This is a genomic window from Actinoallomurus spadix (assembly GCF_024055725.1).
Taxonomy (GTDB): Bacteria; Actinomycetota; Actinomycetes; order Streptosporangiales; family Streptosporangiaceae; genus Actinoallomurus; species Actinoallomurus spadix.
Genome location: NZ_JAMXMX010000002.1, coordinates 417,229 through 437,203 on the forward strand (window position 1 = coordinate 417,229; position 19,975 = coordinate 437,203).

At 72.9% G+C, this 19,975-nt stretch carries 25 protein-coding genes and 1 pseudogene; 11 read left to right on the top strand and 15 right to left on the bottom strand.

Annotation, left to right across the window (positions count from 1 at the left end):
• Positions 1–36: 36 nt before the first annotated feature.
• Entirely contained in the window at positions 37–1,041 is a 1,005-nt protein-coding gene (locus NE235_RS04020) for a zinc-dependent alcohol dehydrogenase family protein (RefSeq protein ID WP_252799443.1), read from the top strand.
• Here the strand turns inward: NE235_RS04020 and NE235_RS04025 are convergent.
• Positions 1,029–1,637, bottom strand: coding sequence for a class I SAM-dependent methyltransferase (locus tag NE235_RS04025; RefSeq protein WP_252799445.1), 609 nt, complete (start codon positions 1,635–1,637; stop codon positions 1,029–1,031). The genes NE235_RS04020 and NE235_RS04025 overlap by 13 nt on opposite strands.
• 74 nt (positions 1,638–1,711) lie before the next feature.
• On the bottom strand, positions 1,712–1,879 hold the full coding sequence (locus NE235_RS04030; RefSeq protein WP_252799446.1) for a hypothetical protein: 168 nt from the start codon (positions 1,877–1,879) through the stop codon (positions 1,712–1,714).
• A 135-nt stretch (positions 1,880–2,014) separates the two neighbouring features.
• Between NE235_RS04030 and NE235_RS04035 the strand changes: the two genes are divergently transcribed.
• On the top strand, positions 2,015–2,596 hold the full coding sequence (locus NE235_RS04035) for a DUF4142 domain-containing protein (protein WP_252799448.1): 582 nt from the start codon (positions 2,015–2,017) through the stop codon (positions 2,594–2,596).
• Positions 2,597–2,601: 5 nt separating this feature from the next.
• Here NE235_RS04035 and NE235_RS04040 read toward each other — a convergent pair whose 3' ends face one another.
• Positions 2,602–3,645 (bottom strand): FUSC family protein, encoded by a 1,044-nt coding sequence (locus NE235_RS04040; RefSeq protein ID WP_252799450.1) that lies wholly within the window; start codon positions 3,643–3,645, stop codon positions 2,602–2,604.
• A gap of 168 nt (positions 3,646–3,813) precedes the next feature.
• The gene (locus NE235_RS04045) at positions 3,814–4,362 is read right to left on the bottom strand and encodes a zinc-binding dehydrogenase (RefSeq protein WP_252799452.1); all 549 of its coding nucleotides are present in this window, start codon (positions 4,360–4,362) and stop codon (positions 3,814–3,816) included.
• Between the two features lie 69 nt (positions 4,363–4,431).
• On the opposite strand from NE235_RS04045, the gene NE235_RS04050 reads away from it, so the two are divergent.
• Complete coding sequence (locus NE235_RS04050; protein ID WP_252799453.1) at positions 4,432–4,674, top strand: hypothetical protein; 243 nt, start codon at positions 4,432–4,434, stop codon at positions 4,672–4,674.
• On the opposite strand, the pseudogene NE235_RS38565 reads toward NE235_RS04050, so the two are convergent.
• A pseudogene (locus NE235_RS38565) lies at positions 4,557–4,832 on the bottom strand (alcohol dehydrogenase catalytic domain-containing protein); the annotation flags it as partial. The gene NE235_RS04050 and the pseudogene NE235_RS38565 overlap by 118 nt on opposite strands.
• 62 nt (positions 4,833–4,894) lie before the next feature.
• Between NE235_RS38565 and NE235_RS04055 the strand changes: the two are divergent.
• Positions 4,895–5,272 (top strand): ArsR/SmtB family transcription factor, encoded by a 378-nt coding sequence (locus tag NE235_RS04055; protein ID WP_252799455.1) that lies wholly within the window; start codon positions 4,895–4,897, stop codon positions 5,270–5,272.
• On the opposite strand, the gene soxR is transcribed toward NE235_RS04055, so the two are convergent.
• Together soxR and NE235_RS04065 are read right to left on the bottom strand one after the other, a co-directional pair.
• Positions 5,260–5,799, bottom strand: coding sequence for a redox-sensitive transcriptional activator SoxR (gene soxR, locus NE235_RS04060; protein ID WP_252799456.1), 540 nt, complete (start codon positions 5,797–5,799; stop codon positions 5,260–5,262). The two genes, NE235_RS04055 and soxR, sit on opposite strands and share 13 nt — an antisense overlap.
• Before the next feature lie 11 nt (positions 5,800–5,810).
• Positions 5,811–6,443 carry a TetR/AcrR family transcriptional regulator gene (locus tag NE235_RS04065; RefSeq protein WP_252799458.1) on the bottom strand — a complete coding sequence of 211 codons (633 nt, stop codon included), beginning with the start codon at positions 6,441–6,443 and terminating at the stop codon, positions 5,811–5,813.
• A 90-nt stretch (positions 6,444–6,533) separates the two neighbouring features.
• Here NE235_RS04065 and NE235_RS04070 point away from each other — a divergent pair, with 90 nt between their 5' ends.
• From NE235_RS04070 to NE235_RS04085, 4 genes are all read left to right on the top strand, one after another.
• Positions 6,534–7,187, top strand: coding sequence for an FMN-dependent NADH-azoreductase (locus NE235_RS04070; protein ID WP_252799460.1), 654 nt, complete (start codon positions 6,534–6,536; stop codon positions 7,185–7,187).
• On the top strand, positions 7,184–7,504 hold the full coding sequence (locus tag NE235_RS04075) for a DMT family transporter (RefSeq protein WP_252799461.1): 321 nt from the start codon (positions 7,184–7,186) through the stop codon (positions 7,502–7,504). Before NE235_RS04070 ends, NE235_RS04075 begins: the two co-directional genes overlap by 4 nt.
• A 141-nt stretch (positions 7,505–7,645) precedes the next feature.
• Positions 7,646–8,791 (top strand): acetyl-CoA C-acetyltransferase, encoded by a 1,146-nt coding sequence (locus NE235_RS04080; RefSeq protein WP_252799463.1) that lies wholly within the window; start codon positions 7,646–7,648, stop codon positions 8,789–8,791.
• Between the two features lie 87 nt (positions 8,792–8,878).
• Positions 8,879–9,280, top strand: coding sequence for a MerR family transcriptional regulator (locus NE235_RS04085; RefSeq protein WP_252799466.1), 402 nt, complete (start codon positions 8,879–8,881; stop codon positions 9,278–9,280).
• A gap of 39 nt (positions 9,281–9,319) precedes the next feature.
• Here NE235_RS04085 and NE235_RS04090 read toward each other — a convergent pair whose 3' ends face one another.
• From NE235_RS04090 to NE235_RS04120, 7 genes are all read right to left on the bottom strand, one after another.
• Positions 9,320–10,270, bottom strand: coding sequence for a DUF6891 domain-containing protein (locus NE235_RS04090; RefSeq protein ID WP_252799467.1), 951 nt, complete (start codon positions 10,268–10,270; stop codon positions 9,320–9,322).
• A 153-nt stretch (positions 10,271–10,423) separates the two neighbouring features.
• Positions 10,424–11,521 (bottom strand): CU044_5270 family protein, encoded by a 1,098-nt coding sequence (locus tag NE235_RS04095; RefSeq protein WP_252799469.1) that lies wholly within the window; start codon positions 11,519–11,521, stop codon positions 10,424–10,426.
• Positions 11,514–12,059 carry an RNA polymerase sigma factor gene (locus NE235_RS04100; RefSeq protein ID WP_252799471.1) on the bottom strand — a complete coding sequence of 182 codons (546 nt, stop codon included), beginning with the start codon at positions 12,057–12,059 and terminating at the stop codon, positions 11,514–11,516. Before NE235_RS04100 ends, NE235_RS04095 begins: the two co-directional genes overlap by 8 nt.
• A 144-nt stretch (positions 12,060–12,203) precedes the next feature.
• Entirely contained in the window at positions 12,204–14,090 is a 1,887-nt protein-coding gene (locus NE235_RS04105; protein ID WP_252799473.1) for an acyl-CoA dehydrogenase family protein, read from the bottom strand.
• A gap of 32 nt (positions 14,091–14,122) precedes the next feature.
• The gene (locus tag NE235_RS04110; RefSeq protein ID WP_252799475.1) at positions 14,123–15,493 is read right to left on the bottom strand and encodes a sensor histidine kinase; all 1,371 of its coding nucleotides are present in this window, start codon (positions 15,491–15,493) and stop codon (positions 14,123–14,125) included.
• Positions 15,490–16,188, bottom strand: coding sequence for a response regulator transcription factor (locus tag NE235_RS04115; RefSeq protein WP_406567532.1), 699 nt, complete (start codon positions 16,186–16,188; stop codon positions 15,490–15,492). The genes NE235_RS04110 and NE235_RS04115 overlap by 4 nt, the downstream gene beginning before the upstream one ends.
• 134 nt (positions 16,189–16,322) lie before the next feature.
• A complete protein-coding gene (locus NE235_RS04120; protein ID WP_252799478.1) occupies positions 16,323–16,811 on the bottom strand; it encodes a DUF5666 domain-containing protein in 489 nt (162 codons plus the stop codon).
• Positions 16,812–16,973: 162 nt separating this feature from the next.
• On the opposite strand from NE235_RS04120, the gene NE235_RS04125 reads away from it, so the two are divergent.
• Both NE235_RS04125 and NE235_RS04130 read left to right on the top strand, forming a co-directional pair.
• On the top strand, positions 16,974–17,720 hold the full coding sequence (locus NE235_RS04125; RefSeq protein ID WP_252799479.1) for an IclR family transcriptional regulator: 747 nt from the start codon (positions 16,974–16,976) through the stop codon (positions 17,718–17,720).
• Between the two features lie 261 nt (positions 17,721–17,981).
• A complete protein-coding gene (locus NE235_RS04130; RefSeq protein ID WP_252799481.1) occupies positions 17,982–18,779 on the top strand; it encodes a class I SAM-dependent methyltransferase in 798 nt (265 codons plus the stop codon).
• Between the two features lie 858 nt (positions 18,780–19,637).
• On the opposite strand, the gene NE235_RS04135 is transcribed toward NE235_RS04130, so the two are convergent.
• Positions 19,638–19,823, bottom strand: a complete 186-nt coding sequence (locus tag NE235_RS04135; RefSeq protein ID WP_252799484.1) for a hypothetical protein — start codon at positions 19,821–19,823, stop codon at positions 19,638–19,640.
• A 15-nt stretch (positions 19,824–19,838) separates the two neighbouring features.
• On the opposite strand from NE235_RS04135, the gene NE235_RS04140 reads away from it, so the two are divergent.
• Entirely contained in the window at positions 19,839–19,937 is a 99-nt protein-coding gene (locus tag NE235_RS04140) for a DUF397 domain-containing protein (protein WP_252799486.1), read from the top strand.
• Positions 19,938–19,975 lie beyond the last annotated feature (38 nt).

The window sequence follows — 19,975 nt, forward strand, 5'->3', positions numbered from 1 at the left end:
GCCGCTTTCCCGCGCGGCGGAAACTAATCTGGAGGCGTGCTGGCGTGGGGGGTCCGCGCGCCCGGGCCGATCGGGACCGGGCCGCTGCGGGCGGTCGACCGGCCGGTCCCCGAGCCCGGGGCCGGGGAGGTGCTGCTGCGCGTCCGCGCCTGCGGCGTGTGCCGGACCGACCTGCACGTCGCGGAGGGAGACCTGCCGCCGCACCTGCCCGGGGTGACCCCCGGCCACGAGATCGTCGGTGAGGTCGTCACCCCGGGGGCCCGGTTCGCGGCGGGGGACCGGATCGGCGTCGCGTGGCTGCGCGGCACCTGCGGCATGTGCGCCTACTGCCGGCGCGGCGACGAGAACCTCTGCCCCCACTCCGTGTACACCGGCTGGGACGCGCACGGCGGGTACGCCGAGTTCGCGGTCGCCCCGGAGGCGTACGCCTATCCGCTGCCCGGCGACCGGCCCGACGCGGAGCTCGCGCCGCTGCTGTGCGCGGGAATCATCGGCTACCGCGCGCTGCGCGCCGCCGCGGTCCCGCCGGCCGGCCGGCTCGGCATCTGGGGCTTCGGCGGGTCGGCGCACCTGGCGGCGCAGGTCGCCATCGCCCAGGGTGCCGTCGTGCACGTGTTCACGCGGGCGGCGGCCGCCCGCGGGCTCGCCCTGGACCTCGGCGCGGCGTCGGCGCAGGACTCGTTCGACCCGAGCCCGGAACCCCTCGACTCGGCGATCATCTTCGCGCCCGCCGGAGAGCTCGTCCCGGCCGCCCTCGAACGCCTCGACCGCGGCGGCACCCTCGCGATCGCCGGCATCCACCTGACCGACCTTCCGGTGCTGAACTACCAGGACCACCTGTTCCAGGAGCGCCGGCTCCGCAGTGTCACCGCGAACACCCGGGCGGACGGTGAGGAGTTCCTCCGGCTCGCCGACCGGCTCGGGCTGAAGGTCACGGTGACGCCCTATCCCCTGAGCGAGGCGGACCGCGCCCTGGCGGACCTGGCCGGGGACCGGGTGAACGGCGCGGCGGTGCTGCTCCCGCCCGGCTACCCCCGCTGAGCGGGCTCGGCCGCGACGTACGCCCACGACTGGGTGAACCACAGCTCCCGGCCGATGAGACGGGGCCGGGCGCCGGTCTTCGGCCCGCCGTCGAGCTCGGCGGTCAGCTCCGCGCGGACGTCGTCAGAGCCGCCCGACGCGGCGAGCCACGGCTCGACCGGCCGTTCGATCGTGAACACGTCGAAGCGGCGCGTCTCGCCGCCGGCCTGGCGCACGAGGTCGGCCAGCTCGCCGAAGGTGCGCGTCGTCGTACGGTCCGGGTCGCGGACGCGCTCGACGCAGCCGCTGTCACCGGCCCGGGTCCGTACGACGTCGGCGAGGACGAGCCGTCCGGCGCAGACGCCGAGGAGCCGCCGGATCAGGGCGACGGGGTCGGCGTCCGGCGTCGGGGTCAGGCGGGCGGTGATGAGCGTGAACGGCCCTTCGGGCACGGCCCCGGCGTCCGCGCTGGTCACCTCGCGCACCCACGGGCCGAGGACGCCGGACGCGCCGCAGCCGACGTCGAGACAGGTGTCCTCCGGCCGGGGCTCGGCGAAGTCCACGAGTCTGCGCAGATGACAGGCGGTCTCGCTGACGTGCGCGCTGACTTGTGGCATCGATCGTCTCCCGGCAGAAGGGTGCTCCGTACGCGATATGACGCCACGGCGGCACCTCTGGTTCAGGGACGGCGCTATTTCCCGGCCTGCTGCCCCCACATCATGAGTACCACGATCACGAAGACGACCATGAGCCCGATCACGCGGTCCCGGGACATGCCGAGCCCGACCCGCTTCAAGGCGCGGCTGGCGATGAACGCCAGCAGGATCGCCAACAGTGCGAGGGTTACGACCCCACTCACGCTATTTCTCCTCCGGTCCGACCCGCGCCCAGCGTAACCCGGCGCGTGCCCCGGCCGCAGGACGCCGTTGCTCCGCGGGCAGGCCGATGGTCGACTACGATGAGTGACATAGTGACTACTCACAGGGGGCACTCAATGCAGCGTCATGGGTACCTGCTCGCGCTACCGGCGGCGGCCGTCCTCGCCGCGGCGGGCACGGCCTGCGGCGCCGGCGGCGCGCAGCCGTCGGCGAGGACGGCCACTCCGGCGGTCTCCCCGACGGCGTCGCCGGCGGCCACGGGGCAACCGTCCGAGCAGGACCGCACCTGGCTGGCCGACATCCACCAGGCGAACCTCGCGGAGGTCGAGGCCGGCGGGCTGGCGGCGAAGAAGGGCGCCACCAAGGCCGTGCGCGAGGCGGGCCGCAAGCTCGTGAAGGACCACACCGGCCTCGACCGGAAGGTGGTCGCGACCGCCCGGCGGCTCGGCGTGTCACTGCCGACCACACCGGCGCCCGCCGACACGAACGCGGCGGACCGGATGCGCAACGAGTCGGGCAAGACGTTCGACCAGGACTTCCTCAGCACGATGATCAGCGGGCACGAGGGCGCGATCGCGAAGACCAAGCGGCAGGTCTCCCAGGGGGCGTCGCCGGAGGTCGTCTCCCTCGCCAAGCAGACCCTGCCCCACCTGCAGGACCACCTGGCCATGCTGCGGAAGGCCCAGTCGTCCGGCTGACCCCGTCACCGGCTCGCCGCTGCGGAGGCGGGCTCGGAGGTGAGCAGGTCGTCGAGCGCGCTGAGGAGCCGGTCGATCGGGATGCACAGGGCCTCGTCGGCCGACCCGCCGTCCGCACCGGACCGGCGGGCGCGCAGCCGCTCCCGCAGCCGTTCGTCCGCCTCTCGGAGCGCGTCGTCCTCGGCCGGTGGCGGCCAGGACGTCTCGAAGTGCCGGCACCGGAACGCCCGTACGGTGTCGGCGCAGTGGTCGAGCACGTCACAGTAGAGCGCGACGAGCTCCCGGCCGGGTTCGGGCATGCCGGCGGCGAAGGCGTCGACGAGCGTGCGCTGCAGGCTCGCCGTGCGCTTGGCGACGACCTCCAGCGGCAGCAGGGCGGGCGCCGGATCCGGGTCCGGGTCCTCGGCCTGCGGCCGGCGGGGGTTCAGCCAGAGACTCTCCCGGCCCCGCTCGATCGCCGTCCAGGCGTCCTCGGCGTGCGCGCACGTCCGCTCGGCCTTGCGGAGCCACTCGGTGGCCGTGTCCGCTCGCCAGGTGTCCCGGAGCGCCGTGGCCGCTCCTTCGAGCAGTCCGGCGAGTTCGTCGGCGACGGACTCGATGGTCCGGCGGGCACCCCGCAGGTGGACCGGCGGCACGATGAGGGCGTTCACCCCGACCCCGACGAGCGTGCCCAGCCCGGTCTCCAGCAGCCGGGAGACGAGCTGGTGCGCGGACGGAGCACCCGAGGTGAGCACCAGGATCGCGGTCGTGGCCGCGTAGATGCCCTCGTCGCCGAACCTGCGCCAGTACGCCAGCGGCGTCATCACGATGAGCACGGAGGCGAGTGTCAGGGTGCGGTCGCCGACGAGGAGATGGGCGCCCGTGGCGGCCAGCAGGCCGACGACGACGGCGGCGAGCTGCCGCACCCCCTTCACGATCGAGCGGTAGACGGTGGCGTTCACCATCAGCAGCGCGACCCAGGGGGCGAGGTAGGCCAGCGGCGCGTCGAGCCAGATGGCTGCGATCACCCAGGCGAGCAGCGCCGCCCCGGCCGCCTTGAGAGACTGCACGACGATGTCCCGCTCCCGTCCGGGATGACGCACGGCGTTCCCGGCCGAGCGCAGCAGGTTCCGCGGTCGTGGACGAGGCCATTCGGTGGGGGGAGTCCTGCGCATCTTCACCCTGGTGCCCGGATCGCGCGGCCGTTTAACCTGTGACCCGCGGGGCACGATCGATCATCAGCGGCCCGCGGGCAGCGCCACTTTCCCCCAGGATTCCGCCACACGCGCGACGTACTTGCCAGTGCCGCGGCCCTCGGCGAGACGCTGGTGGACGCCGGGGACCTCGGCGAGGGAGCCGACCTCGGTCACGGGGAAGGTCAGCCGGCCGTCCGCGAGGAGGCCGAGGAGGCGGCGCAGCGCCCTCGCCACGCGGTCCGGGGCGGTGACCGCGAGGGAGCTGATGCTGAATCCGGCGACGGCGACGTTGCCGGCGCGCAGCCGCTGCAGGTCGGGCAGCGCGGCCGTCTCACCGCCGCCCGCGTTGCCGAACAGCACGATGCGCCCGCCCGGCGCGGTGACCGCCAGGTCGGTCTCCAGCATCGTGGTGCCGAGGGGGTCCAGGACGACGTCCACCGTGCCGCCGGCGGCGCGGATCGCCTCGGCCGGATCGCCGTCCCGGGAGACCACGACGTCGTAGCCGCTCTCCCGCGCAGCGGGGATCTTGTCGGCGCGGCCGACGGTGCCGATGAGGCGCCCGCCGCCCAAAGCGGGGACCAGCCGGGCCACCGCCCGCCGACGCCGCCGCTCGCGGAGTGCACCACCACGGTCTCACCGGGGTTGAACCGGGCGGCGTCGGTGAGCAGGAGCAGCGCGGTCGCGAGCATCAGCGGGGTCGCCGCCGCGACGGCCGACGGCACCGCGTCCGGGATCGGCACGGTGAGCGCCGCCGGCGCGAGGGCGACCTCGGCCAGGCCGCCGGATCCGGGCGTGAACGCCGCGACCCGCCGCCCGACGGCCAGGCCCGGCACGCCCTCGCCGACCTCGCGGACCGTCCCGGCGACCTCCTTGCCCGGCGTGTGCGGCCACGCGGGGACGTAGCCGGCGTCGCCGCGGCGGGCCATCACGTCGAGGAAGTTGATTCCGGCGTGGGTCACGTCGATGGCCACCTCGCCGGGGCCGGGACGCGGCGTCTCGACCTCCCGCACCTCGGTACGGTCCGGGCCTTCCGACGGCGCGGTCATCACCAGAGCACGCATGACGTTCCCTCTTTCGACTTTCGACGTTCGTCGTACGACGAAAGTCGTATCACGGTTGTACGATGATTGTCGAAAGAGAGGTCACCGCCATGCCCCGATCGCAGCGTCGCGCGCTCACCCACCCCGACGCCGCCGAGATCGACCTGCTGGACGTTCTGCACGCGCTGTCGGATCCCACGCGGATGACGATCGTCCGGACGCTGCGCGCCGACCCGGAGCGCGCCTGCGGGACGTTCCCCGTGGACGTCGCGCCGTCCACGCTCACCCACCACTTCCGGGTGCTCCGCGAGGCCGGCGTGATCCGTCAGCGCGAGGACGGCAACCGGCGCTGGACCGCCCTGCGCCTCGACGACCTCGACACCCGCTTCCCCGGCGTCCTCGACGCCCTCGTCACGGCGTACGAGCGGCAGCTCGAAAGCCCGTCGCCTCAGCCGCAGTGAGCCCCGTCGCAGGGATCCGGTTCCGGGGTGGACGCGGAGGCCGGTACCCGCTCGGACGCGGAGCCGGCCGCCGTCTCGGTGAGCAGCCGGCGGGGGCCGGGGCCCTGGGCGCCCAGTTGGTCGTTCGGGTTGGACAGGCGGCACCGGCTCAGTGACAGGCAGCCGCAGCCGATGCAGTCGGTCAGGTCGTCGCGCAGCCGCTGCAGCTGCTCGATGCGGGCGTCGAGCTCACGGCGCCAGGTGGCGGAGAGCCGCGCCCAGTCCCTCGGCGTGGGAGTGCGCTCGTCCGGAAGCCGCGCCAGAGCCTCCCGGATCTCGCTGAGGGGAATGCCGACCCGCTGGGAGACCCGGATGAACGCCACGCGCCGCAGGACGTCCCGCGTGTAACGGCGCTGGTTGCCCGCCGTGCGCCGGCTGCGGATCAGGCCCTTGGCCTCGTAGAAGTGCAGCGCGGAGACGGCGACGCCGCTCCGCGCGGCGACCTGCCCGACGGTGAGCTCACGGGCGTCCCACGGCGGCTGCTCCATGAGACCCCACTCTAGGAGCCGGGCTCGCCGCTCGACACCGGTGACGGAGGGGCCGGCAGGAGCCCGTCGGCGATGCGCGTGAGGGCGGCGACGATCCGGTCGTTGGAGAGCCCGAGCCGGCGGCGCTGGTGATCGTAGACCTCGGGTGCCAGGGGGGCGAGGAGCTGGTCGGCCAGCGTGTCGGGGTCGGGGACACCGGCCTCGGACAGCAGGGCCCGCACATGCGCGCGCCAGAATCCGTAGGCGCCGGTGGCGAAGCGCGACCGGCCGGTCTCGGCGCCCAGGGCGAGGTGGGCGTGGCGGTCCAGCAGCTCGGTCATCGCGCCGTAGAAGGCGACGAGACGGTCGCGCGGCGGCGCGCCGGGGCCCAGCGGTGGCTCCCCGGACAGGAGGCGCTGCTGCAGGTCGCGTTCGTGCTGGTCGAGCAGGGCGAGCGCGATCGCCGCGGGGTCGGGATAGCGGCGGTAGAGGGTGCCGCGGCCGACGCCCGCGGCGCGGGCGATCTCCTCCATCGTGACCGCGCGGCGCTCGGCGAACAGCTCCTCGGCGGCGGCCAGGATCTTGCGGCGGTTGCGTGCCGCGTCGGCGCGTTCGTGGACGCCGCCCATCTCCGCGCCGGTGAGCAGGTCCGTCCGTCGGTTCATGACCACCATTCTACCTAAGTGGACATTGCGTCCGGTTGTCTCCTAAAGTGTCGACACGAACTGGACGAAGCGTCCACTTATGGGAGTGTCATGTCACGAAACCTGCTTCACCTCGACGCCAGCGCGCGGCGGAACTCGCTGTCCCGCAGGCTCAGCGCCGCGTTCGCGGACGCCTGGCGCGCCGCCCACCCGGGCGGCGGCTACGTGTACCGCGACCTCGCCGCCGACCCGGTGCCCCACATCGACGAGGCGTGGACCCAGCTGTGCGACCACGTGCTGGAGCACGAGATCACCGAGATCGGCCGGTACGCCGAGGCGGTTCGCACGCCCGGGCAGGCGCGCGCCTGGTCGATCGTCGAGCCGCTGCTGTCGGAGGTCGTCGCCGCCGACGTCGTCCTGATCGGGACGCCCATGTACAACTTCTCGGTCCCCGCGGCGCTCAAGGCGTGGATCGACCAGATCACCTTCCCGCGCATGTCGCTCAAGGGCCGGCGCTTCGTGGTCGTCGCGGCCCGTGGCGGGGCGTACGGGCCGGGGACGCCGCGCGCGCCCTTCGACCACCAGGAGCGCTACCTCCGTGACTTCTTCGGCGGCCACTTCGGCGTCGACGACGCCGTCTTCGTCAATGCCGAACTGTCCAACGCGCTCATCGACCCCCGGCTGGCGCACCTGCGCGCCGAGCACGCCGATTCGTACGAGGCCGCGCTCGCCGCCGTACGCGCTCTCGGCGGGGAGGCTTCGTGAACTGGGTCCTGCTGGGGGCCGCCGGCCTGATCGAGGTGGCCTGGTCGCAGAGCATCAGGCCGACGCACGGGTTCACGCGCCCCCTGCCCACCCTGGTGTGCTTCCTGCTGGCCGCCTCCGCCGTCTACCTGCTGTCACGGGCCATGGAGACGCTGCCGGTCGGCACCGCGTACGCCGTGTTCACGGGCATCGGCGCGGTGGGCGCGATCGGCCTCGGCGTGGTCGTGAACCGCGATCCCGTCACGGTGGGACGGCTGGCCGCGCTCGCGCTGATCGTCGGCGGCGTGGTACTCGCCCGGTTCACCGGACCCGCCTGACGGGACGGCGCCGGGCGCCGGGCGCCGGGCCGAGAGTGGGCGTCATCATATGGACGGGGGCGCGGAGCGAGGTAACCTCGTACTGACCGAATGTTGTTCGGTTCTCATGGGACGGAACCCGGGAAGATACTTGGAGGCGTCGTGGCCGAGGCGTACATCGTCGGAGCGGTCCGTACCCCCGTCGGCACCAAGAAGGGCGCCCTCGCGGCCGTGCACCCGGCCGACCTGGGCGCGCACGTGCTGAAGGAGCTCGTCGAGCGCACGGGCGTCGACCCCGAGGCGGTCGACGACGTGATCATGGGCTGCGTCAGCCAGGTCGGCCCGCAGGCGCTCGACCTCGCGCGTACCGCCTGGCTGTCCGCGGGCCTGCCCGAGCGGGTCCCCGGCGTCACCATCGACCGGCAGTGCGGGTCGTCGCAGCAGGCGATCCACTTCGCCGCCCAGGGCGTCCTGTCCGGCACCCAGGACCTCGTCGTGGCCTCCGGCGTCGAGAACATGGGCATGGTCCCCATGGGCTCCAACGTCGTCATGGCGCTGGAGAAGGGCATGCCCTTCCCGTACGGCGAAGGCTGGTCCGCGCGCTACGGCGACCAGGAGATCTCCCAGTTCCGCGGCGCGCAGCTGATGTGCGAGAAGTGGGGTTTCAAGCGGGGAGACCTCGAGGCGTTCGCGCTGGAGAGCCACCAGCGCGCCGTCAAGGCCATCGAGAACGGCTACTTCGACCGGGAGACCGCGCCGATCGCGGGCGTGGCCAAGGACGAGGGCGCCCGCCCGGACACCTCGCTGGAGAAGATGGCGGGCCTGCAGCCGCTGCGCGAGGGCTGGGAGCTCACCGCCGCGATCGCCTCCCAGATCTCGGTCGGCGCCGGCGCGCTCCTGATCGCCTCCGAGGAGGCGGTCCGCGAGCACGGCCTGACGCCCCGCGCCCGCATCCACACGCTCGTCGTCGAGGGCTCCGACCCGGTGTACATGCTGACCGGGCCGATCCCCGCCACCGAGAAGGCCCTGCGGCGGGGCGGACTGTCGATCGACGACATCGACGTGTTCGAGGTCAACGAGGCGTTCGCGCCGGTCCCGCTCGCCTGGGCGCGCGAGACGGGCGCCTCGCTGGAGAAGACCAACCCGAACGGCGGCGCCATCGCGCTCGGCCACCCGCTGGGCGCCACGGGCAGCATCCTGATGACCAAGCTCCTGCACGAGCTGGAGCGCACGGGCGGCCGTTACGGCCTGCAGACGATGTGCGAGGGCGGCGGCCAGGCCAACGCCACCATCATCGAGCGCCTCTGACCGAGGACCATCGGAGGGGGCGGGGCGCCGGCGCCCCGCCCTCTCCGCGTAAAGCCCTTCAGGCGTAAAGAAGCGCACAACCCGGGCGTGTACGGGCAGCCGAGCGGCACGGCGTGCCCCACGATGGCACGCGTCATGGTCCTCACTGAAGAAGAACACCGGCCGCTGTACTCCGTCGGCCAGGCCGCCGCGATGCTGGAGACGCGCCGGCGGTTCCTGCACCGCCTCGACCGGTACGGCGTGGTCAGCCCCCGGCGCACGCCGGGCGGCCACCGGCGCTACTCGGCGTACGAGATCGGCCGGATCCGCCGCGTCATCGAACTCGCCGACGAGGGCGTCACGCTGGCCGGCATCCGCCACATCATGGGCCTGGAGAAGCGCATCCGGGAGCTGGAGGCCCAGCTCGACGCCGCCTGGGACCGCGTCATCCAGCTGGAGCGGCGCCCGATGATCCCGCGGATGCGCCGCGAGCGGATCCCGCCGATCTGACGGCTCACCCGGCGGGGCGCCGCCGGGCCGGTCGGCGGTTCAGTCCGCCGACCAGGGCCGGATCTCCAGGCCACCGAGCCGGGTCAGGTCCGCGCGGTCCTCGTCGGCGAGGACGCGGATCATCTCCTCCGCCTCGGCCGGCGTGACGTGGCGGCCCCGCGAGCTCCGCGTCGCGGCGTCCGGGCTCTCCAGCCACAGCCGGGGCCCGTCCTCCCAGATCACCTGGACGATGGCGCCGGACCGGCCCTCGAACGTCGCGAAGCCACCGGTCCTCGGCGTCAGGTCGAGCAGGACCCGGCGGGCCGCGGCGAGCGGCATCGGGACCGGGGCGTCCTCGCCGCACCCGCGCGCGTAGTCGCGGTAGGTCACCTTGAGCGGGGCGGCGTCCTCCGGTGCGGGGCCGCCGGGCCAGGCGGCGAGCCGCCCGAAGCGCCGCCGCCGCCATGTCATGGGCACCAGGATCCGCCGGCCGGGGGCGCCGTTCCACTCCGGCGCGAGGCCGTGGCGGCGCAGCACGGCGACGACCTCCTCGCCGATCCGTTCTGCCGCGGCCTCGCCGCCGTCGAAGGCGCCGTACGAGAGGTGCACCCCCTGGCCGTCGACGGCGGCCTGGACGTCCTGGTGGTGGCAGAAGACGTATCCACGCGGCTCGGCGCCCTCCGGCGCCTCCCCGCCGATCTCGGCGGTGCCGCAGCTCTGGCAGCAGGTGAAGTTCTCCCGGGCGATGATCCCGGCGGTCTCCAGTTCCCGGAACGCGCCGATGAGCCGGTCGGTGTCGAGGACGTCCGGCCAGGACTTCTGCTCGGCCCGGTACGCCGCGAACTCCTCCGCCGCGATCTCGGTCGCCGCCGCGCGCACCGCGCCGGCCTCCGCCACGCCGTGAAGGTATTCGACGCAGTCCTCGATGATGGTGTCGAAGTCCTGGTCACCGATGGCGAGGGCCTCGCGGATGTCGTTCCGGAGCTCGTCGCGGTCCACTGTGCCGTTCACGCGGCGATCATCGCAGACCGCGGAGACATCTCCCGCTCAGGAACGCGTGCGGTCGTAGTGCCGCCGGGCCGTGTACCGGTTGCCGCAGCGCCGCATCGGTGGTCCCGCTGCTGGAACGGCGCGGCCAGCGCGGCCACCGGGGCCCGGGCACGCTCAACGGGGCGCGGAGTCCGTCCAGCCCATCTCGAGGAAGAGCTGCTCCGTGAAGACGGTCCCCGGCTTCATCCCCGCCGTCTCGGGCCCCCGGCCGCCCGCCACCAGCACCGTCTGGGTGCCGAGCACGCGGTACGTGCCGGGTTGCAGCAGGAGCTGAGTGTCGAACGTGCCGCTCCGGTCCGAGGAGCGGGCGGTGAGCGCGATCGCGGCGCGTCCTCGCAGGTCCGTCACCGGCCCGGCGTTGCGGATGCCCGGCGCGTCCGCCAGCACGCGGAAGACGGCCGCGCTGAGCTTCGACGAGCCGGGCCGGGCGAGGAAGTCACCGGCCCGGGTGAGGACGTTGCCCGGTCCGCCCTTGCCCGAGGTCGTGAGCAGCCGCTGGCGCAGCGCCGCCGGGTCGTCGGCGAGCGCCTCCCGTTCGGCCTGGGTGAGCTCCGGCTGGGGGCAGCCCCGCGAGCGGCCGGCGCACTGCTTCCGTACCCGGGCGACCAGCTTGTCGTAGCCCTTCTTCTCGGCGGGCGTCAGCCGGGCGAGGTCCCAGCGGTCCGGGGTGGCGGTCTGCCGGATGTACTGACCGTTCGACAGCACGCGCCAGGTCGCCGGCGACCCCGCCCGCCGCCAGGCCGCCCGGTCGGCCGCCGTCTGCGGGACCGCGCCGGCGAACCGGCTGCGGAAGACGTCGTCGTCCTGGGCGCTGCGCGCGGTCCACTGGTCGATCTCGTGCCGGGCGCCGTCGATCACGTAGTCGCCCTTCGCGACGTGGTAGGCCTGACCGCTGATCACGTGCGTGTGCCAGTACCGTCCGACGGGCTCGCTCGCCGCCTTCTCCGCGGCCGCGAGGAGCACCTGCCGCGCGCTCAGCTGCCGGGGAGGCGCCTGGTGAACCGGTGCCGTCGGTGAACCGCCGGTGGTGACGGCGAGGACGGCGGCCGTGGCCGCCGCGGCCAGGCCCAGCCCGGCGATGCCGAGCCCGGGTGTCCTCCACCGGCGCCGGCGCGGCGGCTCGGCGTACAGCCGGTGCCGTCCCTCGGCGATCACCTCGGCGGACGGCGGAGCCTCCTGGAGGAGGCTGCGGATCATGCGCTCGTCATCCATCGTTGTCCTCCCCGAGTGCGTCGCGCACCTTCTTGCGGGCCCGGCTCAGCCGGGAGCCGACCGTTCCGTACGAGATGCCGAGCGCCTGGGCGATCTCCTCGTGGGAGAACTGCGCGAGGGCGCTGAGCAGCAGGACGTCGCGCTGACCGCGCGGCAGCGCGGCCAGCGCGATGGCGAGGCGTGGCTGAAGGCCCTCGGCGCTGACCCAGTTGATCACCCGGTTCTCGTGGCTGTCTGCGATCTCCTCCCGGCCGACCCTGGCCAGGGCGCGGTACCGGCGCGTCTCCTGGCGCCGGTGCTGGGCGACGAGCCGGGTGGCGATGCCGAAGAGCCAGGGGCGTACCGCGCCCTTCTCCGGGTCGTACTCGCCCTGCTTGCGCAGGGCGATGACGAACGTGTCGGCGGCGAGGTCGTCGGCCACGTCCCTGCCCAGGCGGCTCGCGACGTAGTTGTAGATCGAGGGGAAGTGCTCGTCGTACAGCGCCGCGAACGCGTCGGGTGGTCGTACGGCGGGTTCGGCGACCCGCGCGCCCCTCATGGGCGGTCGTCCATCGTGGGCACCTTCCGGTGAGCGAGAGCTGTCACCGGTACTCCGACGAAGTCTCGAACGCTTTCCCGCCACATGATCGATCCCCGGCGGTCGCCGTATGCGACGCGCCGGGGATCGGAGGGTGCTCTCCGGTCAGGCGACGGTGTGGTGGACGTTCTTGCGCCGGCTCGGGCCGGGGGCGGGCTCGGCGATCCACGGGCCGGGGATGGACGGGTCCAGGACGCCCTCCTCCAGCCAGGTGTACCGGCCGTCCATGACCCGGCGGGCGAGCCTGGCGTCGAGGGCGTCGGTGTTGTGCCAGAGCCGGTCGAACAGCTCGCCGATCCGGACCCGCGCCTGCGCGCAGAACGCCTCCGCCAGCTCGTACGCCTCGGGCCGGTCGTCGGCCTTCGCGCGGACGCAGACGGCGCTCATCGCGAACAGCTCGGCGCCGATGTCGACCATGCGGCCGAGGAAGCCCTGCCGGCGTTCGAGGCCGCCCTGCCAGCGCCCGGCGGCGTAGAACACCGAGCGGGCGAGCTTGCGCGAGGAGCGCTCGACGTAGCGCAGGTGCCGGGCGAGCGGGCCGAACCCGGCGTACGACCCGGGCCGCTGCCCCGCCCCGGCGAGGAGGGTCGGGAACCAGGTGGAGTAGAAGCCGCCCGCGCGGCCGACGGCCTTGGCCTTGGCCTTCAGGTCGGCGTCGGGGTCGATGATGTCGCCCGCCACGGACAGGTGCGTGTCCACGGCCTCGCGGGCGATGAGGAGCCGCATGATCTCCGAGGAGCCCTCGAAGATGCGGTTGATGCGCAGGTCGCGCAGGAGCTGCTCGGCGGGCACGCCGCGCTCGCCGCGCGCGGCCAGGGACTCGGCGGTCTCGTAGCCGCGCCCGCCGCGGATCTGCACGAGCTCGTCGGCCACGCGGCAGGCCATCTCCGAGGCGTACAGCTTGGCGAGCGCGGCCTCGATGCGGATGTCGTTGCGGCTGTCGTCGGCGAGGGCGCTGGACAGGTCGACCATCGCCTCCAGCGCGTACGCGGTCGCGGCGATGAAGGAGATCTTGGCGGCGACGGCCTCGTGCTCGCCGACCGGGCGTCCCCACTGGACGCGTTCCCGCGACCACTCGCGGGCGATCATCGTGGCCCACTTGGCGGCCCCGGCGCACATGGCGGGCAGGGACAGGCGGCCGGTGTTGAGGGTGGTCAGCGCGATCTTCAGGCCCTGGCCCTCCTCGCCGACGCGGTTGGCGGCGGGCACGCGGACCTGGTGGAGGCGGGTGACGCCGTTCTCGATGCCGCGCAGGCCCATGAAGGCGTTGCGGTTCTCGACGGTGACGCCCTCGCTCTTCGCCTCGACGACGAACGCCGTGATGCCGCCGCGGTGGCCCTCCGACTTCGGGACCCGGGCCATGACGACGAGCAGGTCGGCGATGACGCCGTTGGTGGTCCACAGCTTGACGCCGTCGATGACGTACTCGTCGCCGTCCGGGACGGCCGTGGTGCGCAGCCGGGCCGGGTCGGAGCCGACGTCGGGCTCGGTGAGCAGGAACGCGCTGATCTCGTTGACGCAGCGGGGCAGGAACTCCCGCTTCTGCCGGTCGGTGCCGAACAGCTTGATCGGCTGGGGTACGCCGATGGACTGGTGGGCCGACAGCAGCGCGCCGAGCGCGGAGTGGGTCGACCCGGCGAGCATGAGCGCCTTGTTGTAGTAGACCTGGCTGAGGCCGAGGCCGCCGTACTCCTCGGGGATCTTCATGCCGAAGGCGCCGAGGGCCTTCAGCCCCTTGATCACGTCGTCGGGGATCCGGGCCTCGCGCTCGATGACCCGCGGGTCGACCTTCGTCTCGCAGAACTCCCGGAGCCGGGCGAGGAACTCCTCTCCCTTGCCCTGATCCTCCTCATCCGGCCGTGGATGGGGGTGGATGAGGTCGAGCCGGAAGTCGCCGAGGAAGAGCTGCTTGCCGAAGCTGGGCAGACGCCACGCCTTCTCGCGGGCCTCTTCGGCGACGCGGCGGGCGGTGCGTTCGTCCACGTGCGCCATGAGTCACCTCCGTAGGAAGTTACTCTCTGGTTCTACCCGCCAGTAGGTCCGGTATGCGGAGGGTCGCCCGCAGCGTCCCGGAGTGGCGCGAGACGCGGCAGCTCGACCCGTACGACCGTGCCCGCGCCCGGCGCCGAACGCAGCGCGGCACGCCCACCGTGCGCCGCCGCGATCGCCGCGACGATCGCCAGGCCCAGCCCGCTGCCGTCGCTGTCCCGCGCGTGGTGGAACCGGTCGAACGCCCGTTCCGCCTCCTCCGGCGCCATCCCCGGCCCCTCGTCGGCGACCTCCAGGACGACCATGGTGTCCGCCGCCCTCAGCCGTACGGTCACCGGCGTGCGCGGCGGCGTGTGCGCGCGCACGTTGGCCAGCAGATTCGCCAGGACCTGCCGGACCCGGGCCTCGTCGGCCACCGTGACCAGCGAGTCCGGCGCGTCCAGCGTGATCGGCCGGTCCGGCTCGACGACCGCCGCGTCCGCCACCGCGTCCCGCGCGAGCACGGCCAGGTCGGCCGGCGCCGGGGACAGCGCCGACCCCTTGTCCAGGCGCGCCAGCTCCAGCAGCTCGTCGACGAGGCGCCCCATCCGCGCGGCCTCCCCGGAGATCCGCCGCATCGCCTCCTCGGCGCTCACCGCGCCCTGCTCGTACAGGTCCGAGTAGCCGCGGATCGTCGTCAGCGGCGTACGCAGCTCGTGCGACGCCTCCGCGGCGAACTCCCGTACCTTCGCCTCCGACCGCAGCCGCGCGAGGAACGCCTGCTCGATCCGGCCCAGCATCACGTTGATCGCGCCCGCCAGCCGGCCCACCTCCGACGGCGACTCCTCCATCCGGGCGCTCAGGTCCCCGCCGCTCGCGATCCCGTGGACCGTGGCCGCCATCCGCGACAGCGGCGCGAGCCCCCGCCGGACCAGCCCCCGGCCGAGCAGCGCCACCAGGCACAGCAGAAGCACCCCCGTCGCCGACTCGACGACGAGAAGGCCCGCGACGGCCGCGTGCACCTCGGTGAGCGGATCGACGATGACGGTGAGGTTCCCGCGCGCGTTCACCCGGGCGATCGCGCGCATCCTGCCGAACCGGAACGGCCTGCCGCCCTGCCCCTCGGCGAACAGCGGCCCAGGACCGACCCGGGCCGCGCGGTCGAGTGCCCGTGCCGGATCCGGGCCGCCGGCGGCCGCGCGCATCCGGCCGTCCCGCGTCACCGTGAGCACGATGTACCGGCCGGGGGCCGCGGTGTCGGCCGCGTGGGCGAGCGCGGGCCGCCGGCGGACGCCCTCGAGCTGGTTGTCGGCCCGGTGCAGCAGGTAGCCGCGCAGCACGACCGCGCTGACCAGGCCCATCAGCGTCAGCCCCACCGCCGTCACCGCGAGCAGTCCGGCGACGAGCCGGGCGTTGAGCGACCTCACGTGGGAGGCCGCAGCGCGTAACCGACGCCACGCTGGGTGTGGATCAGGTCCGGGCCGAGCTTGCGGCGCAGATAGCTCACGTAGGTCTCGACGACCGGGGAGCCCGCTGAGTGGTCCCAGCCCCAGACGTTCTCCAGCAGCTGCGCGCGGGTGAGCACCCGGCCGGGGTTGCGCATGAAGTAGGTCAGCAGCCGGAACTCGGTCGGCGACAGCTCGATCTCGGCGCCCGCCCGGCGCACCGTCCAGTGGGCGACGTCGACCTCCAGGTCGGCCACGCGCAGCACCTCGTCGGCGGCGTCGCCGGCGGAGCCCTGCGGCCGGGCGCGGCGCAGCACCGCCCGTACGCGGGCGACCAGGGCGTCCACCGCGAACGGCTTGGTGACGTAGTCGTCGCCGCCGAGCGCCAGCCCCGTCACCGTGTCCGACGAGGTGTCCCGGGCGGTGAGGAAGATGACCGGCGTCTCGTCGCCGTTCCCCCGCAGGCGGCGGCACACCTCGAAGCCGTCCAGGTCGGGCAGCATGACGTCCAGCACGATCAGCGCGGGCCGGTCCTCGCGGACCCGGCGCAGCGCCTCGTCGCCCGTCGCCGCCGTCACGACGGCGAACCCGTGGAAGCGCAGGGCGACCTTCACGAGGTCGCGGATGTTCGGCTCGTCGTCGACGACGAGCACTCGGGGATCGTCCATCGGCTCCATCATCGCGCCGTCGTCGAACGTGCTGCTCCCGCGTCCCGGGCCGGGAAGGGCGCGGCCCTCCCGGCCCGGGCGGCGCCTCGGCCGCGTGAGGGGACGTGGCCCCCGGGTCGGGGGCTCGGCCCGAGCGCGCCGGCTCAGCCGTGTGAGGGAGCGGGCGACGCGGTCGCGCGGGCCGGGATCTTCTTCGGGATGATCACCCGCCTGGCCGTACGGGTGCCGCTCGCGTCCCTGCCGAGGACGACGACGAAGTCGCCCGCGGTCAGGCCGGACACGGTCGACCTGGCGCCGTTCTTGCGGACCTTCGTGGTGCCGTCGGTCCTCCACTGCCAGGTGACGCCGTCCGCGCTGCGGACGCTGAGCGTCCCGCCGTTCACCGCGGTCAGCGTGCCCCGCTGCCAGTCGACCTGGGCGAACCCCTGCTTCGTACGGACGGTGGCCTGTCCGTGGATGCCGCGGGCGGCGCGGGCGGCACGCGGGTGCCGCCCCGGATGCCGCTCGGCCGCCTTCGCCCTGGCGGGCGTGCTCGGCGACGGACCGGCCGCCGCCGGAACCGCCAGGTAGACGCCCGTGCCGACGACTCCGACGGCCAGCGCGGACACACCGCCCAGAATCTTCTTGTTCATCTCGGCCTCCTTCAGGTTGCCGTCACCCAGTGAAGAGCAAGGACTTCAAGAACCTGGGGGAGGATTCTGGGAAAACGGTGGGAGGTGTCCAGGAACGGTCCAAGGCCGATAGATTCGGCGAATCGCTTGACCGAAAGGTCAAGCCGGGGTTCGCTGTCCGTGATGAAAGAGACACGGAGGCCGACCCTCATCGTCTCGGTCCAGCGCGGGCTGCACCTCATGGAGGCGGTGGCGTCGCACCCCGGCGGCGCGCCGGCCAAACAGCTCGCCCGCCAGGTCGGACTGCCGCTCGCCACGACGTACCACCTGCTGCGCACCCTCGTCCACGAGGGATACGTCGTCCGCACGAGGGAGGGGGCCTACCTTCTCGGCGACCGGGTGGACTCCCTCTCCGGCGACCGGCGCGCCCAGGACCGGCTCGCCCGCGTCCGCGTGGCGTTGCGGTCGCTCCGCGACGAGCTGGGGGCGGCGGCGTACCTCAGCCTGTACGAGGACGGCGAGATCCGCGTCGTCGAGATCGCGGACGGCCCCCGGACGCCCCGGGTCGACCTGTCGGCGGGGCTGAGCCAGACCGCGCACGCCACCGCGATCGGCAAGTGCGTCCTGGCCCAGCTGCCCCCGCCGGCCCGCCGTGACCACCTGTCCCGGCATCCGCTGATCGGCCTGACCCCGCACACCATCACCCACGAGGGCGAGCTCGAACGCCGGCTCGGCTCTCCGCTCGCGCTGGACCGGGAGGAGTACGTCCTGGGCATCGGGTGCGCCGCCGTCCCCGTCACCGACGCGTCGGGCGAGACGATCGGAGCGGTGGCGGTCTCCTGCAGCCCGGTGAAGCTGGCGAGGATCGAGGCGTCCGCGCCGCGCATCAGGGACGCCGCCGCCCGGATCAACCTGGCACTCACCATCTGAAAACCGTCGTCTTGCGGCTATCCCGCGTTATCGTGAACCTTTGTGCAATAAGGGCAGCGGCCCCCACAGATTCCCGTCCCGGGCCCTGGTCCGACCTCGATGTGCTCATGGCCACGGCTGTCGAAGGGTCCGGCCTTCCGGCCACCATGGCCCGGGGCGGGGCACCTCCCGCACCGGTCGACGGTGCTCGCACGAGCACCGGCTGTGGATAGACTCTTCACCCACCCGGGCCACGTCGTCGACATTTCAGCGAGTGATCGCATGCCTTCAGCGCAGAAGAATTCCATCGCACGTTCCCTGCTCGGCCTGCTCGGCAGCAACCGGCCGGCACCGGAGACCTTCGAAGGTGATCAGCCCGCGGCCGGCGAAGGCCAGCTGGAGAACCACCTCGGCGGCGATGAGGCGAAGAACTACCGCCAGTACGAGTACGACATGGTCGCCCCGCACGTCGGCCGGTCCCTCCTGGAGGTCGGTTCCGGCCTGGGCCACTTCTCTGAGCAGTTCGCGGGCCGTCTCGACTACCTGGTCGTCAGCGACAACGACCCCTACTGCGTCGAGCAGCTGACCAAGCGCTACCAGGGCAACGACGACGTCGAGGTCCTCGACCTCGCGCTGCCCGCCGAGATCAAGATCAGGCGCAAGGTCGACACCGTCGTCATGATGAACGTCCTGGAGCACATCAAGGACGACGTCCAGGCGCTGAAGGACCTCGCCGCCGTGGTCGAGCCCGGCGGGCGCATCGTCATCTGGGTGCCCGGCTACATGCAGCTGTACGGCGACTTCGACCGCAAGGTCGGTCACGTCACCCGCTACACGCCGAAGACCCTCGCCGCGACCGTCACCGGCGCCGGGCTCGGCATCGACGTGCTCAAGCCGATCAACTTCCTCGGCGGCATCGCCTGGTGGGCCGCGGTCCGCCGCGGCGGCGCCGGCTACCCCGACCCGAAGCTCGTCAAGATCTACGACCGGACCGTCGTGCCGACGACCCGCCTCATCGAGCGCGTCATCCGCCCGCCCTTCGGCCAGACCGTCTTCTGCGTCGCCCGCGTCCCCGAGTAACCCCAACACGTAACGCCGAGGGTCCTGGCCGTCGATACGGCCAGGACCCTCGGCGTTTCGGCTCTCAGAGGTGTAGCGATGTACAGCCCGCGTTCGGAGAGCAGGCGAACGGCGTATCCGGCTGCCGAGATCGGGCTGGCCCTGCGGTCAGCTCCGGCCGAAGAACGCGGCCACTTCCCACCTACACAGCCACAGGGCTCCCACTCGCCGGTCGGAACGTCCAGCTTGAACGGCTCCGGAAGCCGGATCGTGTCCCCGGACGAGCGTACGACGTGATGCGGGACGCCCCGGGTTCCCCATCCTTGGCGGCATTCGATTGGGGGGTGACCTCGATGGCCCGGGCGACACGACGATCTCCCCTTCGATGACCTCGACCCTCGTGCCGTCGTTAGGAAGGTGCAGGAAGCCGGCCAGCGCGCGACAGACCCAAAGGCCGTGGTCCTGGCTCACTTTCCGTGATGCCTGCGGCTCGTCGTTGGCTGAGTGTTTCCACCTGCACAGTGCGGGCTTGGTCCTGGCCGGCGCCCGGGGGTGCCGGCTTGTTTTCCAGGGGTGTCTACCCAAGCGAGAGGATTCTTCTCTCAGTAGACGCTCACGGGAACAAGGTGCCTCCCGGTGGTGCCCGCTCTGCCCGAGATGGCGCGTTGTATCCCTGAGCGTACGGCGACGACAGGCCACCATCACGAAATCTGAGCCAGCCGAGAACTTCTCGCCTGAGTAGACGGCCTGAGACACGATGGGACAGCCCGGGAACCCATCCGTCGGCAGAACAGTGTCATGCGCGCGGAGCGAAGATACGGGGTTCGTGGTGCCTGGTCGGTGTTTCTGTGCAGGATGCGACCACCGTCGTTGCCTCATTCATGCCAGTCGTCTGACTTCGGCGAGTTCGATGGTCGTCAATTCGATGCCGGGTGCGGCCATGACGACGTTTACCGTCTTGCCGTACCTGAGGGAGATGGCGGCCCGGCCGAACATCACCCTCCAGGTGACCCCTTTGACGCCGGCCCGCATCCGGCGACAGGCGGCCGATTCACGACCCCTCATGGAGAGACGGTGCTCATGACCCAGCGTGATCTTCCCCCTGCCCTCGACTGGCGAAAGTCCCGCCGTTCCGAGCAGCAAGGTGCCTGTGTCGAGGTCGTCCTCGTCGAGAGCTGATTCGCCGGCCGGACGTAAACGCTCCCCGATCGGTGACC